We start from the raw sequence: 14,909 nt of genomic DNA on the forward strand, positions 1-14,909 counted from the left end.
AAATGACGCGGGAGGAGGCAAAGGCCTATCTGCGGCTGGAAACGGTGCATGAGGATGCGCTGATCGACCAGCTGGTCGCGAGCGCGCGCAGCCTGTGCGAGGCGTTCCTGGGCCGGACGCTGATCCGCCGCGAGGTGGTGGAGACGCTGGCGGCGAGCGGCGCGTGGGAGCGGCTGGGCGCCGGGCCGGTGGCGGCGGTGACCGGCGTCGCGGCGGTGGGGCCGGACGGGAGCGCAAGTGCGCTGCCGGTGGACGCCTATGCCGTCGATATCGATCCGGCCGGCGACGGCTGGGTACGGGCGCGGGGCGGCGGGCGTATCAGCGTGACCTATGTCGCCGGACTGGCGGAGGACGAGGGCGATGTGCCCGCGGCAATCGCGCAGGGGGTGGTGCGGCTGGTCGCGCACCTGCACGCGCACCGCGACGATGCGGCGGAACCGCCGGCGGCGATCGCGGCGCTGTGGCGGCCGTTCCGGCGCATCCGGCTGGGGCTGGAGACGCGGGCGTGAAGGGGCGGCTGGAAGCGCGGGCGTCCGCGATCGGCAGGGCCGCCGTGGGCCGATGGCGCGCGCGGATCGCGGCGCGGCTGGGCATCGTGCCGGGCGTGACCGTGACGGAGAGCGGCGAAGGCGTTGTGATTACGGGACGGCGGTTGCGGCGCCGGTGGCTGGCCGATGCGCGGCTGCGCTGGATCGGGGGCTGGCTGTGAGCGGCGCGGCGAGCGTGCTGCGCGCGGCGGTGGCGACGGCGCTGCGCGAGGACGCGGCACTTCTCGCGCGGCTGAACGGCGTGTTCGAGGGGCCGGCGGTGCGGGCGAGCACGCCCTATGCCGAGGTGGCCGAGGCGCTGGCGATCGATTGGGGCACCAAGGATCGCGTCGGTCGGGAAGTGCGGATCGCGGTGCTGATCCGGCATGCCGCCGAGACGAGCGGGGAACTGGTCGAACTGGCGGAGGCGGCCGAAGCGGCGGTGCTCGCCGTTCCCCGCGACCTGCCCGGCTGGGCGCTGGTCAACATGGTGTTCGTGCGCAGCCGGATCGCGGGCGAAGGGCCGGGGCGGTGGATTGCGAGCGTGGAGTTTCGCGGGCGGATGCTGGCTGCGGGCGGAGCCTGAGGTCGGGCGTAGTTCTGAAGGAGACATGGCATGGGTGCGGAAAAGGGCAGTGCGTTTCTGTTGAAGGTGGGTGACGGCGGATCGCCGCCGGCATTCGCGACGGTGGCGGGGATGCGTACGACGCAGCTTTCCATCAACGGCGAGATGGTCGCGATCACCAGCAAGGGTTCGGGTGGGTGGCGCGAGCTGCTGGGCGGCGCGGGCGTACGATCGGTCAGTGTGTCGGGCGCCGGCGTATTCACCGGCAGCGCGGCTGAAGTTCGCGTGAAAGCGTCGGCGTTGTCGGGGGTGCTCGACGATTACCGGTTGAGCTTCGAAGGGGGCGAGACGCTGACCGGGCGGTTCCTGGTGACGCGGCTGGACTATGCCGGGGATTTCAACGGCGAGCGCAGCTACACGTTGAGCCTGGAGAGTTCCGGCGCGGTGCTGTCCGCATGAGCGATGTGGCCAATTTCGCGCGGGGGGAGGCAACGCTCCGCGTGGCTGGCGAGGTGCTGGTGCTGCGGCCGAGCTTCGCCGCGCTGGTGGCGGCGGAGCAGGAGCTGGGCCCGCTGTTCGCGCTGGTCGAGCGCGCCGCCGAGGGGCGGCTGGCGCTGGGCGAGATGGTCGCGTTGTTCTGGCACTGTCTGAAGGAGCCGCCCGCCGGGCTGACGCGGGCGCGGTTCGGCGAGGGCGTGGCCGATGCCGGGCTGGCGGCGGCGACGCCCGCGCTGCGCGTGCTGATCGGGCAGATATTGAGCGGGCGATGACTTGGTTCGCCGAGGCCGCCGCGCGGCTGGCCGGGCAGGCTGGGGTCGCGTTCGGCTGGGTGCCCGAGACGTTCTGGCGCGCGACGCCGGCCGAGCTGGGCGCGCTGGTGCGCGCGGCTGAGGGCGAGGCGCCCGAGGCGCTGGCCGGCGCGGAACTGACGCGGTTGATGGAGGCATATCCCGATGGATGAGGAAATCGAGCGGCTGGTGATCGGCGTGCGCGCCGACACGCAGGGCTTCGCCCGCGACGTGGCGGCGATGCGCGGCGAACTGGACGGGCCGCTGGCGGCGGGTGCGGAGCGCGCCGGGCGGGCGATCGAGGCGGGGCTGCTGCGCGCGGTGCGGACTGGCAAGCTGGGGTTCGATGACCTCAGGCGCATGGCGGTGTCGGTGCTGGCCGAGATCGCCCAGGCGGCGGTGCGATCGGGCATCGGCGCGATCGGCATGGGCGGCGGGCGCGGCGGCGGACATGGCGGACTGCTGACCGCGATCGCCGGGCTGATCGGCGGATCGGCGGCGCGCGCGACCGGAGGACCGGTCGCTCCGGGCGTCGCCTATATGGTCGGCGAGCGCGGACCCGAACTGTTCGTGCCGACCGCGAGCGGGCGGGTCGAGGCGGGGCGTGCGGCCGGCCCGGCGCGCGAGGTGCGGGTGGCGATCACCGTCAATGCCGGGCCGGGCGAGGCGCCGGCCGCGCTGGCGCGATCGGGCCGGCAGGTGGCGCGCGCGGTGCGCCGGGCGCTGGAAGGAATCGACTGATGGCGCACTGGCTGGCCGAACGCCGCCCGGACGATGGGATCGCGGCGCATATCCACCGCTTCGATCCGCGTTTCTGGACCGTCAATTTCCCGCGACCGATGGTGGCGAGCGTGGTGACGACCGGCGCGGCGGCGCTGCGCGTCGACGCGGTCTTCTATCGCCGAGACGACCTGGCGGGGCTGATCTGGGAGAGCGAGGACCGGCACGACCACCCGCTGCTGACCTATCAGACGGCGCGCGACTATCGCGGGTGCCGGCTGTCGTTCCGCTGGCGATCGGGCGGGGTGCGGCCGCTGGACGCGACGCACGGGCCGGTGCTGACGATCGAGGGGCGCGACGCGGAAGGGACCCTGCGGGCCTGGTACGTCCGGCTGTGGAACTATGCCGTCGGCACGCCCGAGGACGCGAGGATCGCGATCGACTTCGCCGATGTGGTCGGTGGCTACCTTCTGCCTGGCGAGGCCGACCCGGTGTTCGCCGGCGACGTGGACCGCATGTTCTTCTCGCTGGTGCCGCCCGACTATGACGAGACCACCGCGTCGCTCGAAGTTCCCGCGGAAGGCTGGGTCGAACTAAGCGACATCCGCTGCGACGGCCCCGACGCGGTGCTGGCGCTGGGCGAGACGATCGTGCCGGCGCATGGGCTGGAGATCGCGAGCGGTTACGACGACAGCTATCACCTGACGCCCGAGCGACTGCTGCGCAATGCGCTGCGGCTGGGGTATCGCGGGGCGATCAACCACTATGTCGGCATGAGCCATTATTTCCGGCTCGAGCCCTGGGGCGAGGGGGCGCACATGGTCTCGCTCGACGGCGGCGCGCTGAACGTCGCGGCGGCGGCGTGGCACCGTGACTTCGCCGCGCGGGCGGAGGCGCTGGGATATGAGCTGATCTGGTCGCTGTCGTACGAACTGTTCGCGGCGCATTGCCCCGAAGACTGGCAGCAGCGGGCGTGGGACGGTGCTGCCGGACGGACGGGCTGGGAGCCGCCGTCGGCGCTGCTGTCACCGGCCAAAGGCGGCGCGATGGCGTATCTGCGGGCGGTGGCGCTGGCGTTCGTCGGGATCGCGCAAGGTGCCGGGCTGGCGGTGCGCTTCCAGGTCGGCGAGCCATGGTGGTGGACGATGCCGGACGGGCGGCCGTGCCTGTACGACGATGCCGCGCGGGCGGCGTTCGGCGGCGAACCGGTGGAGATACCGGACATGCGCGGGGCGCTGGATGCGGCGCAGACGGAGCTGCTGGATCAGGCCGGCGTCGTGCTGGCGGCATCGACCGCCGCGCTGACGGGCGCGGTGAAGGCGGCGGCGCCGGGGGCGGAGACGCTGCTGCTCGCCTATCTGCCGACGATCCTCGACCCGCTGGCGCCCGAGGCGAAGCGCGCGAACCTGCCGGTCGGCTGGGCGCGCCCGGCCTTCGACGTGCTGCAACTGGAGGATTACGACTGGTGCGCGGCGGGCAATCCGGCGGCGACCGCGCGGGGCGTGGCGGCGGCGGAGGCGCGGCTGGGCTATCCCGTCGGGGACCAGCATTACCTGGCCGGTTTCGTGCTGAACGCGGAGGACCGGCATCAATGGGCGGCGATCGACGCGGCGGCGGTGGCGGCGCGGGCGCGCGGCGTGGCGCGGACGTTCGTCTGGGCGCTGCCGCAGGTGATGCGCGACGGGTTCGTCCATTTCGACGGGGAGGATGCGGTGACGGGGTTCGACGACGTGAGCTTTCCGCTGGCGCTGGGGCGCGAGGCGGAGGTGGCGCCCGAACATGCGACGGCGATCGTCGCGGGCGCGGGCGGGCACGAAGCGCGCAATGCTGCGTGGATGCAGGCGCGCACGCGCTACGATGTGGGACCGGGGGTGCGGAGCGAGCAGGACATCGCGGCGCTGCTGGAATTCTTTCGGGCCCGCATCGGGCCGGCGCGAGGGTTCCGGCTGCGCGACCCGTTCGACGCGCGTGGGGAGGACGAGGTGCTGGGCACCGGCGACGGCGCCACGATGCGGTTCGCGCTGGTGCGCCGCTACGGCGATGTCGCGCGGCGGATCACGCGGCCGGTGGCGGGCAGCGTGACGGTGCGTGTGGCGGGCGTGGCGACGACAGGCTTCACGCTGGAGCCCGGCGGTCATGTCGCGTTCGACGCGCCGCCGCCGGAGGGCGCCGGGGTCACCGCGAGCTTCGACTTCGATGTGGCTGTCCGCTTCGCCGAGGACCGGCTGACCGTGAGCCGCGCGACCTTTCGGGCAGGCGAGGCGGTGTCGGTGCCGCTGATCGAGGTGCGCGAGGGATGAGCTGGCTGGAGGAGGACGTAACCACGCTGGCGATCTGCTGGCGGGTCGAACGGCGCGACGGGGTGGGGCTGGGGCTGACCGCGCATGACCGCGACCTGGTGATCGAAGGCAATGTCTATCGCGCCGCGCCGGGCATGACGCCGTCCGCGATCCGCCGGGGTGACGCGAGCGCGGCGGACACGATGGACGTGACGGGCGCGCTGACCAGCGGAGCGATTACAGAGGCGGACCTGGTCGCCGGGCGATGGGACGGCGCGCGGGTGGCGGTGTTCGCGGTGGACTGGACCGATACCGCGAACCGGGTGCCGCTGGGCGGGGGGACGATCGGCGCGGTCGAGACCGCGAACGGTGGCTTCACCGCCGAACTGCGGGGGCCGGGCGCGGCGCTCGACGCGGCCGGATGCGAGACGACGTCGGCCGAATGCCGTGCCGACCTGGGCGACCCGCGCTGCCGCGTGGCGATGGCCGGGCGGTGCCGGATCGTCCGGGTGACGGCGGCGGACGAGGAGGTGCTGACCGTCGATAGCGCCGAGCCGGTGGCGAACGGCTGGGGCGGCGGGCGGCTGCGCTGGCTCGACGGCGCCAATTCCGGGATGGAAGAGGTGATCGCGGCGTCGAGCGGCACCGAGGTGATGCTGGCGGCGATACCGCGCTTCGCGGTGGCGGCGGACGACCGCGCGGAACTGGTCGAGGGATGCGACAAGAGCATCGCGACCTGCGCCGCGCGCTTCGCCAACGCGGCCAATTTCCGGGGCGAGCCCTATCTGCCCGGCATCGACCTGCTGACCCGGTATGGTGCGTCGTGAGCGCGGGCGAGGCGGCGGCGGCGCGGGCGCTGGACGCGGTGGGCACGCGGTTTCGCCTGCATGGCCGCGACGGGGACGGGCTCGATTGCGTGGGCCTGGCGGGGCGGGCCTGGGGCGTCGCGGTGCCGACAGGCTATGCGCTGCGCGGCGGCGAGGTGGCGACGATCGCGAGGGTGGCGCGGGCGGCGGGGCTGCGCGCGGGCGCGGGTGACAGGATCGGCGACCTGATCGTGCTGGCGACCGGGCCGGGCCAGCTGCACCTGGCGATCCGGACGGCGCGCGGTGTCGTCCATGCCGATGCCGCGCTGCGCCGCGTCGTAGAGCGGCCGGGCATGCCGCCGTGGCCCGAACTCGGCCGCTGGCGGGGGGAGGATTGAGATGGCGACACTGATCCTGACCGCGGTCGGCACCGCCTTGGGCGGGCCGATCGGCGGGGCGCTGGGCGCGCTGGCCGGGCAGGCGATCGACGCGACCTGGCTGCGGCCGAAGGGGCGGCAAGGGCCGCGCCTGATCGAGCTGGCGGTGCAGACATCGTCCTATGGCGCCCCGATTCCCAGGTTGTTCGGGACGATGCGCGTGGCGGGGACGGTCATCTGGTCGACCGACCTGATCGAGCATGCGACGACCGAAGGTGGCGGAAAGGGGCGCGGATCGACCACCACCTACAGCTACAGCGCATCGTTCGCGGTGCTGCTGTCGGCGCGTGCAGTGCAGTCGGTCGGGCGGATCTGGGCCGACGGCAAGCTGCTGCGCGGCGGGGCGGGCGATTTCAAGACGGCGACGCGGTTCCGGCTGTACACCGGCGGCGAGGAGCAGGCGATTGATCCGCTGATCGCGTCGGCGGAAGGCATCGACCTGACCCCGGCGTGCCGTGGCCAGGCCTACGCCGTATTCGAGGATATGCCGCTGGCCGAGTTCGGCAATCGCATCCCCTCTCTGACCTTCGAGGTGGTGGCCGATCCCGCGCCGGTGCGCTGCGGCACGATCGTGGAGGCAGTGGCAGGCGACGCCGTCGATGCGGGCGAGCCGGGCCAGATGGTGACGGGCTATTCGGCCTATGGCGCGACGGTGCGCGATATCGTGAGCGGGCTGTGCGAGGTGAGCGGGGCGTGGTTCGCCACTTCCGGTGGAGCGATGACCTTGCGTGCGGGCGATGGCGCGGCGGTGGAGGTGGCGGACACCGGGGCGGGCGGGCATGGGCGGGGCGTGCGGGCGGTGGCCCCGGCCGATACCGCCCCGCGCGCGGTGACGGTCAGCCATCATGATCCCGCCCGCGATTTTCAGGCCGGGCTGCAGCGCGCGCGCCGGGCCGGGTCGGGGTTGCGCGAACTGCGTATCGACTTGCCGATGGTGCTAGAGGCCGATGCCGCCAAGACGATGGCGGAGGCCGTATTGCGCCGGGCGGACATCGCCCGCGAACGGCGAACGATCGCGATCGACTGGCGGGCGATCGGAATCGCGCCCGGCGACCGGGTGACGATCGCGGGCGAGGCGGGGCAGTGGCGGATCGCCGACTGGTCGCTGGAGGCAATGGTGCTGACATTGGGCCTGGCGCGGATCGCGCGGGCGCCGCTGCCCGTCGGCGCGACGCCGGGGCGGGTCGTCGGGGCACCGGATGCTCCGGTGGGGGCGACTATGGTCCACGCGTTCGAGATTCCACCGCCGCCGGGCCAGCTGCTGTCGGCGCCGCGACTTGTCGTTGCCGCCGCCGGCGAGGGAGCGGGGTGGCGCGGGGCCGAAGTGCAGGTGAGGCTGGACGGCGGCGGCGCATGGATGGCGGCCGGCACAGCCCGTCGGGGGGCCACGCTGGGCCGCGTCGCCGAGCCGCTCGCCGCAGCGCCATCGACGTTGATCGACCGCCACAATGTGCTGGACGTGACGTTGGCCAATGCGGCGATGTCGCTGGCCGATGCCGACGCTGCGGCGCTCGATCGCGGCGTCAATCTGGCGGTGGTCGGAGAGGAACTGCTGCAATTCGCCCGCGCGGTGCGGACCGGACCGACGCAGTGGCGGCTGAGCGGGTTGTGGCGCGGGCGGCGCGGCACCGAATGGGCGGCAGGATCGGGCACGGCCGGCGCGCGCTTCTGCCTGGTCGATCCGGCCGCGATGCTGACGATGGACCTGCCGGCGGCGGCGATCGGCGCGAGCGTATCGGTGATGGCATCGGGCGCGGGGGACGGCGATACGCCGGCGATGGCCGACGCGCTGTTGACCGGCGCATCGGTGGCCCCGCCGTCGCCGGTGCACCTTGGGACCGAGGCGCGCGACGACGGGTCGCTTGCGGTGCGCTGGACACGGCGGAGCCGGGCGGGGTGGCACTGGATCGACGGCATCGACGCGGCACTCGCCGAAGAGCGCGAACTCTATTCCGTCGGCCGGGATGGCGACGTCGGGCCGCCGCTGGCGGTGACGGCGATACCGGAGGCGGAGTTGCCGGCGGGAAGCTGGGAAGGTGTGACGGCGATCAGCGTCCGGCAGGCCGGCGCGCATGCGCCATCGAGGCCCGGCCAATGCAATCTGTGAGGAGACAACCACGATGAGCGAAACCACCGCACGCCTCGGCCTGCCCCTGATCTTTCCGGGACAGGCCCAGAAGGAGATGACGCATAACGAGGCGCTGGCCCGACTCGACGCCATGGTGCAGGCCCGGGTGATCGCGATCGGACAGGAGACGCCGCCCCCCGAGCCGGCGCCGGGCGACTGCTGGGTGATCGGCGAGACACCGGATGGGGCCTGGAGCGGACAGGCAGGCGCGCTGGCGACTTGGACCCCCGGGGGCTGGCGTTTCGTGACGCCATGGCCGGGGTTTCGCGTCTGGGTGGACGACGACCAGGCCGAGGCGAGCTTCGCGGATGGCGGCTGGCATATCGGGCGGCTGGCCGGTACGCGACTCGTGCTGGACGATGTGGAGATGCTGGGTGCCCCGGCAGGCCCGATCGCCGATCCGGCGGGCGGGGTCACGGTGGACGACGAGGCGCGCGCGGCGATAGCGGCGGTGCTGGTGGCGCTGAGGCATCACAATCTGGTCGAAACACCCTGAAATGTGACGTTCCGGCAACAGTCCGCAGCTTTTGTTCGCTTGCGCCGAAACCAACCTCGGTCTAGTGAGTTTGCGCTGTCCGTAGTGACAACCATGAAAGGGGATTTCTATGCGGAAGCTTGCCGTCGTTCTGACGCTTGCATCTACCGCGCTTGCGACTCCCGCCCTGGCCCGCGATAATTCGTGGTACGTGGGCGTTGAGGGCGGCGCGCAGATTGTCGAAGACATCGATTTCGACATCACCACCGCGGCCGGTGTCCGCACCGCCAACGCCGGCACCGCCGACCACCGCTACGGCTTCGATGCCGGCGGCATCATTGGCTATGATTTCGGCATGTTCCGCGCCGAGGCCGAAGTGGCCTACAAGCAGGCGGGCGTCGATGCGTGGCGCTCGTCGCTGACGACGCCGGCCTATGCGGCGAACAACACGCTCTACAACGTGGCTAGCGGCCTGTATAACTATGCCGGCGGCAAGACTTCGGCGCTGAGCTTCATGGTCAACGCGCTGCTCGACTTCGGTGACGACGACGGCGTTCAGGGCTTCCTGGGCGGTGGTGCCGGTGTGGCCCGCGTCAAGGCGGACGGCTATGCGCTCAACACGCGCGGCGCGTTCCTCGACGATTCGGACACGGTCTTCGCGTGGCAGGCCCTCGCGGGCATCCGCGCCCCGCTCGGCGACCACCTCGAGGCGTCGCTGAAGTATCGCTTCTTCAATGCGGACGACGTCCGCCTGGTTGATGTGTCGGGTCGCACGTTCGACGGTCGCTACCGTTCGCACAGCATCCTGGGCGGTCTGATCTACAACTTCGGCGCGCCGGAAGCTCCCACGCCTCCTCCGCCGCCGCCTCCCCCGCCGCCGGTAACGCCGCCGCCGCCGCCTCCGCCGCCCCCGCCGGTGACGCAGGTGCCGTGCACCCCGGGGCCGTACATCGTGTTCTTCGAGTGGGATCGCTCGGACATCACGCCGGAAGCAGCCGGGATTCTGGACAACGCCGTGTCGGCTTACGGCGCGTGCGGCCAGGCGCAGGTAATGCTGGCGGGCCACGCCGACCGTTCGGGTTCGGCGAGCTACAACGTCGGCCTGTCGCAGCGTCGCGCGGACTCGGTCCGTTCGTACCTGACCTCGCGTGGCATCGGCGACGGCGTGATCTCGTCGGAAGCGTTCGGCGAAAGCCGTCCGCGTGTCGACACCGCCGACGGCGTTCGCGAACTGCAGAACCGCCGCGTGGAAATCACCTACGGGCCTGGCTCGGGGATGTAATCCACCGGTTCGGCTCTGCCGGACGAAAGATCGGGGAGGTCGGAGCAATCCGGCCTCCCTTTTCTTTTGTGCCCAGGCGGGGCGACGAAAGGATAGTTGGGGAAATGTGCGAAGGCGTTCGGAGAAGAAGGCGTGTTTCGTGCGGAACTCGCGTTGCCCGCTGCGCCCTGTCGCGCCGGCGACACTTTCAAACCCCCGGTTCGCAATATGGCAGGCTCGCGATCGCGCTGCCCCGCTGGGGTGGGTGACGCGGGCTCCGCAGCCTCCCTGCGCCCTATCCGAAATGGCCCTTCTTCAGCCTTCCAGCGCGGTGGCCAGCCATGCTGGTCGCAATGCATCGCCAAGCGCCTCGATACGGCGGAGTTCGACCATCAGCGCGAGATCGGGATAGCGCGTGCGGGTGCGGTCGCCGCCGTCGCCCAATGGAGCGACGACCAGGCGGCGGTTCACCTTGGCGCGGTGATGCATCCGCGCGGTGTTCTCCTGGCCGACGTAGCAGCCTTTCGCAAAGCTGACCCCGTTCAGTTCGCGCGCGTTGCATTCGAGCCAGAGCGTCGCGTCGCGGCCGAGTTCGCCCACACCCTCCGTCACCCCGAGCGAGAGTCTGTGCGCGCGCCAGCTATCTGACGCGTCGCCCTCCGTCGCGTGCGCGAGCCAGCGGTGACCGAGCGCAGCCAGGCGTGGGTCGGCGGGGCGATCCGTGCCCGCGTCGCCCGACCAGTGGACGGCGAAATCGACGGGCGCGATGTCGATCGCGCGGCGCAGGCGATAGAGCGACAGGCGACGAGCGAGCGTATCCGCCTCGCTCACCTCGCAATCCATCAGGATCGCGCCATCGCCGCCATCCCACAGGATGAAATCGAACAACGCCTTGCCCTGCGGCGTCAGCAGCCCGGACCAGCGCGGCGTACCGGGCGCCACGCTCGCCAGATCCTGCGTGACCAGCCCCTGGAGGAAGCCGCGAACGTCGTCGCCTGAAACCTTCAGGACCGTCCGGTCACGAAGCGTAGTGCTTGGGGTGGTGCTCGCCATGATGCACAGGTAAGCGCGGCGGCGACGATGTGAAGCCCGGAGTTGCCCCGTGACCGACCGCCTGACGATCCGCCGCCCGGACGACTGGCATCTGCACCTGCGCGACGGCGCGATGCTGAGGGCGGTCGCACCGCCGACCGCGCGCCAGTTCGCGCGGGCGATCGTGATGCCGAACCTGTCGCCGCCGGTGACTGACGTCGCGACGGCGGAGGCCTATCGCGCGCGCATCCTGGCCGCGCTGCCGGCGGGGAGCGACTTCACGCCGCTGATGACCTGCTACCTGACCGACGCGACCGATCCGGCGGAGGTACGGCGCGGGTTCGAGGGCGGTGTGTTCACCGCGTGCAAACTCTATCCCGCGCATGCGACGACCAATTCGGCGCACGGCGTGACGAGCATCGCGCACATCGCGCCGGTGCTGGAGGCGATGCAGGCGATCGGCATGCCCCTGCTGGTCCACGGCGAGGTGACCGACGCCGACGTCGATATCTTCGATCGCGAGGCGGTGTTCATCGAACGGGTGCTGAAGGCGCTGCTCGCCGACTTCCCCGCGCTCAAGGTGGTGCTGGAGCATATCACCACCAGCGAGGCGGCCGATTTCGTGCTGGCGCATCCCGATCGGATCGGCGCGACGGTGACGCCGCAGCATCTGGTCATCAATCGCAACGCGATCTTCGCCGGCGGCCTGCGTCCGCACGCTTACTGCCTGCCGGTCGCCAAGCGCGAGGCGCACCGGGTCGCGGTGCGTCGGGCGAGCACGTCGGGCGCGTCGAACATCTTCCTCGGCACAGACAGCGCGCCGCATTTGGTGGGCGCGAAGGAGTCGTCGTGCGGATGCGCGGGCATCTTCTCCGCGCTGACCGCGCTCGAACTCTATGCCCAGGTGTTCGACGAGGACGGCGCGCTCGACCGGTTCGAGGCGTTCGCCAGCGAGAACGGGCCGCGCTTCTACGGGCTGCCGCTCAACGAGGGGACGGTGACGCTCGAACGCATCGGACTGGACGTGCCCGAGCGGCTGATGGTCGAGGCGTCGGAGGTGGTGCCGTTCCGCGCGGGCGAGCGGCTGGCGTGGCGGATGGTGGACGGGGAACCGGTTGCGGGATGACGGTGGCCGTCGCTGCAATAGCCGCGTTCAGTCTGGCCGATACCGCGCCTGCGATCCGACATCAGACCCCAAGCCACTCCAACCCGCCTGGAAGCTCTTCCGCCGCATAGTCGACTTGAAGAACGCGACGGCGGGCCGGCGTCGTCGCAGCCTCTGATGCGTGAAGTATCGGGGTCGAATAGAGCCAAATATCACCGGCCCTCGCAAGGCAGGTCTTCACGCCCCGCCGCCCAACAACTTCGTTGATGTCGCCCACCAAGATGCGCCCGTCAGCATGTGAACCGGGAGCAACCAAAAGCGGCGCGTTCGTCGGAGGGACATCGTCCATGTGAACCCGCAGGGTGGCCATACGGGTTAGGAGATCGAAAGGCGGCGCAACGTGCTGCATGCCGCCTTTAGTGGTCCACGGCCCGAAGCCATCGACGTTAATCCGTTTTTTCACGCAGATCGTGCGGTCCTGATGCCACGCAAGCGACCAGTTCGTTTGGACTGTCTTGTCGAACAGGATTGCTCTTACCGGGCGACTTCCAGGCCCGAGCACCTTCGCCGCGATAAAGCCGATCGGGCCTGTGGGGTCTAGAAACGGCCTCAGTTTTTCGAGCCCGGTAATACGAATACCGGCGTGATCCTCCGGCAAGTGATCCAGCGCCCTAAACAGATCAGATAAGCTGACGGTAACCGCGTCGCGATACCGCTGCGCCCCATCTTGCCGGAACGTGAGCAAGGCGCTGTCGTCGGCGTATCGCATCCGGCTAACTAGGCGAGGAAATGGCTGGTTTCCAGCATTCCATCCGCAACGCCGCCGGATGGCTAACCACCCGTTTCGCGACGCTCCACCGCTATCCCAGCATTGCCGCAGCGGCTTTCAGATCGTCGACGAAGCGGGCGTATTCTTCCTCGGCGCGGTCCTTTTCCGGAATGCGCAGCAGGTAGCTGGGGTGAACGGTGATCCACGCCGTGCCGCCGCCATCCAGCGTGATGGGCCGTCCGCGTTCCCGGCCGACCGTCACGACCTTGCCGAGCAGCGAGCGCGCGGCGGTGGCGCCCAGCGCCACGGTGACATCGGGGCGGATGATCGCGCGTTCCTGTTCGATCCACCAGCGGCAGGCGGTGACCTCGCCGGCGTCGGGTTTTGCGTGGATGCGGCGCTTGCCGCGCGGCTCGAACTTGAAGTGCTTGACCGCGTTGGTGACGTAGACGCCCGTGCGGTCGATGCCGGCATCGGCGATCGCGCGGTCGAAGACCTGGCCTGCGGGGCCGACGAAGGGGCGGCCGGCGAGATCCTCCAGATCGCCGGGCTGTTCGCCGACGAACATCATTCGCGCATCGACCGGCCCTTCGCCGAACACCGTCTGGCTGGCATGGCGGAACAGGTCGCAGCGGGTGCAGCCCATCGCCTCGTCACGCAGCGCCGCCCAGGCGGCGTCCGAATTGCCGCCGGGCGCGGCGCGGGCCTTGTCGATCATCGCCACCTCACGCGCCTGCGCGCCGGCCACGAGTTCGCCGATCAACGCGGTTTCGGGCATGTTCTTCCAGTATTTGCGCGGCATCTCCTTCAGCATCGCGCCGGTCTTCAGGCGCGCCGGGTTGAAGATCGAGGCGTAATAGGTCTTCCACACCGCCTCGATCGGATCGCCCTCGGGAGCATCGGCTTTCGTCGCGCCCGGCCCTTCGGCGAGCGTCGCGCCGTCCCAGTGGAGCGACAGTTCAAGCGTCAGGATCGACCAGCGCATCGTGGTGAAGCGGTTGACGAAGAAGCGGGCGTTCTCGCGGACAATGTGGTGTTCGGGTTCAAACCAGGCGACGTAGCTTTCGCCACCGTCGTCGGCGATCTCGCGGAAACGCAGGAAGGCCCGCATCTTGTGGACGTCGCGGCGGACGGCCTTGGCCATTTCATCGAGACGTCGCAGGTGAGGATCGGCGCGGTCGTCGATCAGTCGCGGCTCGGCGAGGATGCGCAGCAGCGCGGCGTAGAGCAGCGAGAACCGCTGCGGATCGGCGTGGAGAACCACCGACCGCGCCAGATCGACGAAGGCGCGGGGCACGTGAAAGGCCGGCGCGTCGCTTTCAAGCAAGGCTTCATCACCGAACAGGTCTATCGGCCGCTCACCGACCTGCCAGACGACCTGATCGGCGGGGACGCCGGCGGCGGCGAGGTTGCGCGCGGCGTCGCGCCAGCCGTCGAAATCGTCTTCGGTGGCGAGGGTGGCGACCCTCACGCGTGGTGCCTCATTCGCGGTCGTCGCTGCCGGGCGGGCTGGCTTCCGCGCGTTCGAGTTCCCTGGGCTTCCGCGCCTCGAACACCTTTGCGAGCCTGGCTTCCTCGCGCTTCGACAGCCCGTCGTCGGCGGCGGGAAACATCTCTTCCTCCTCTTCGTCGATATGATGTTCGTAGCGGTGGCGCATCTCCTTGAACTTGGCGAGCCAGGCGGAGGACGACATGTCGATGTCGGCGAGTTCGCCCAGGAAATCGGTGATCTCCTTGTGCTCGCTGACCGAATGGACGGCATCCTCGCGCAGATTGGGTTTGGCGAGCATTGTCGCGTAGAGCGATTCCTCCTCGGCGGCGGCGTGGGCGGCGACCTCAGTGCGGAATTCGTCGAACAGCGCGCGGCGTTCGTCGCTGTCGCCGCTGGTTTCGCCGAGCTTTTCGAGCAAGGCGCGGTGGCGATCGTGATCGGCCTTCAGGTCTTCGAAGATGCGGGCGTGGGCCATGGGGGAAACTCCTTCGCGCGCCCAACCGGTGGCGCGTGCGAGGGTTTCAC

General features: G+C 70.6%; 18 protein-coding genes. 14 read left to right on the top strand and 4 right to left on the bottom strand.

Translation table 11 applies throughout. From position 1 onward, the window contains the following. The first annotated feature begins 2 nt into the window (after nt 1-2). The 13 genes from VYI76_RS13375 to VYI76_RS13435 all read left to right on the top strand — a co-directional run bounded on the left by VYI76_RS13375 (nt 3) and on the right by VYI76_RS13435 (nt 10,007). Entirely contained in the window at nt 3-509 is a 507-nt protein-coding gene (locus VYI76_RS13375; protein WP_326525295.1) for a head-tail connector protein, read from the top strand. After that, nucleotides 506-709 carry a hypothetical protein gene (locus tag VYI76_RS13380; protein WP_326525296.1) on the top strand — a complete coding sequence of 68 codons (204 nt, stop codon included), beginning with the start codon at nt 506-508 and terminating at the stop codon, nt 707-709. Before VYI76_RS13375 ends, VYI76_RS13380 begins: the two co-directional genes overlap by 4 nt. Continuing rightward, a complete protein-coding gene (gene gp17, locus VYI76_RS13385; protein WP_326525297.1) occupies nt 706-1,113 on the top strand; it encodes a tail completion protein gp17 in 408 nt (135 codons plus the stop codon). The genes VYI76_RS13380 and gp17 overlap by 4 nt, the downstream gene beginning before the upstream one ends. A gap of 30 nt (nt 1,114-1,143) precedes the next feature. Then, nucleotides 1,144-1,551: a phage major tail protein, TP901-1 family gene (locus VYI76_RS13390; protein ID WP_326525298.1), complete on the top strand. Its 408-nt coding sequence runs from the start codon at nt 1,144-1,146 to the stop codon at nt 1,549-1,551. After that, the gene (locus VYI76_RS13395) at nt 1,548-1,862 is read left to right on the top strand and encodes a gene transfer agent family protein (protein ID WP_326525299.1); all 315 of its coding nucleotides are present in this window, start codon (nt 1,548-1,550) and stop codon (nt 1,860-1,862) included. The genes VYI76_RS13390 and VYI76_RS13395 overlap by 4 nt, the downstream gene beginning before the upstream one ends. Further along, nucleotides 1,859-2,053, top strand: coding sequence for a phage tail assembly chaperone (locus VYI76_RS13400; RefSeq protein ID WP_326525300.1), 195 nt, complete (start codon nt 1,859-1,861; stop codon nt 2,051-2,053). Before VYI76_RS13395 ends, VYI76_RS13400 begins: the two co-directional genes overlap by 4 nt. Then, a complete protein-coding gene (locus VYI76_RS13405) occupies nt 2,046-2,621 on the top strand; it encodes a tail tape measure protein (RefSeq protein WP_326525301.1) in 576 nt (191 codons plus the stop codon). The genes VYI76_RS13400 and VYI76_RS13405 overlap by 8 nt, the downstream gene beginning before the upstream one ends. Then, entirely contained in the window at nt 2,621-4,900 is a 2,280-nt protein-coding gene (locus tag VYI76_RS13410; RefSeq protein WP_326525302.1) for a DUF2460 domain-containing protein, read from the top strand. The genes VYI76_RS13405 and VYI76_RS13410 overlap by 1 nt, the downstream gene beginning before the upstream one ends. Next, nucleotides 4,897-5,706 carry a DUF2163 domain-containing protein gene (locus tag VYI76_RS13415; protein WP_326525303.1) on the top strand — a complete coding sequence of 270 codons (810 nt, stop codon included), beginning with the start codon at nt 4,897-4,899 and terminating at the stop codon, nt 5,704-5,706. The genes VYI76_RS13410 and VYI76_RS13415 overlap by 4 nt, the downstream gene beginning before the upstream one ends. Further along, on the top strand, nt 5,703-6,083 hold the full coding sequence (locus VYI76_RS13420; protein ID WP_326525304.1) for a peptidoglycan endopeptidase: 381 nt from the start codon (nt 5,703-5,705) through the stop codon (nt 6,081-6,083). Before VYI76_RS13415 ends, VYI76_RS13420 begins: the two co-directional genes overlap by 4 nt. A gap of 1 nt (nt 6,084) precedes the next feature. After that, entirely contained in the window at nt 6,085-8,229 is a 2,145-nt protein-coding gene (locus VYI76_RS13425; RefSeq protein WP_326525305.1) for a phage tail protein, read from the top strand. Nucleotides 8,230-8,242: 13 nt separating this feature from the next. Next, a complete protein-coding gene (locus tag VYI76_RS13430) occupies nt 8,243-8,746 on the top strand; it encodes a DUF2793 domain-containing protein (RefSeq protein ID WP_326525306.1) in 504 nt (167 codons plus the stop codon). A 109-nt stretch (nt 8,747-8,855) separates the two neighbouring features. Next, nucleotides 8,856-10,007: an OmpA family protein gene (locus tag VYI76_RS13435; protein WP_326525307.1), complete on the top strand. Its 1,152-nt coding sequence runs from the start codon at nt 8,856-8,858 to the stop codon at nt 10,005-10,007. Between the two features lie 294 nt (nt 10,008-10,301). Here the strand turns inward: VYI76_RS13435 and ygfZ are convergent, their stop codons facing one another. After that, the gene (gene ygfZ, locus VYI76_RS13440) at nt 10,302-11,039 is read right to left on the bottom strand and encodes a CAF17-like 4Fe-4S cluster assembly/insertion protein YgfZ (RefSeq protein WP_326525308.1); all 738 of its coding nucleotides are present in this window, start codon (nt 11,037-11,039) and stop codon (nt 10,302-10,304) included. Nucleotides 11,040-11,088: 49 nt separating this feature from the next. Here ygfZ and pyrC point away from each other — a divergent pair, with 49 nt between their 5' ends. After that, complete coding sequence (pyrC, locus tag VYI76_RS13445; RefSeq protein WP_326525309.1) at nt 11,089-12,144, top strand: dihydroorotase; 1,056 nt, start codon at nt 11,089-11,091, stop codon at nt 12,142-12,144. Between the two features lie 61 nt (nt 12,145-12,205). Here pyrC and VYI76_RS13450 read toward each other — a convergent pair whose 3' ends face one another. The 3 genes from VYI76_RS13450 to VYI76_RS13460 form a co-directional block, all read right to left on the bottom strand. After that, on the bottom strand, nt 12,206-12,892 hold the full coding sequence (locus VYI76_RS13450) for a phytanoyl-CoA dioxygenase family protein (protein ID WP_326525310.1): 687 nt from the start codon (nt 12,890-12,892) through the stop codon (nt 12,206-12,208). A gap of 91 nt (nt 12,893-12,983) precedes the next feature. Beyond that, nucleotides 12,984-14,363, bottom strand: a complete 1,380-nt coding sequence (locus VYI76_RS13455) for a UdgX family uracil-DNA binding protein (protein WP_326525311.1) — start codon at nt 14,361-14,363, stop codon at nt 12,984-12,986. Between the two features lie 10 nt (nt 14,364-14,373). Then, entirely contained in the window at nt 14,374-14,859 is a 486-nt protein-coding gene (locus VYI76_RS13460; protein WP_326525312.1) for a hemerythrin domain-containing protein, read from the bottom strand. Between the last annotated feature and the right edge of the window lie 50 nt (nt 14,860-14,909).

Source organism: Sphingomonas sp. (assembly GCF_035910975.1).
In the GTDB taxonomy this organism is placed as follows: domain Bacteria; phylum Pseudomonadota; class Alphaproteobacteria; order Sphingomonadales; family Sphingomonadaceae; genus Sphingomonas.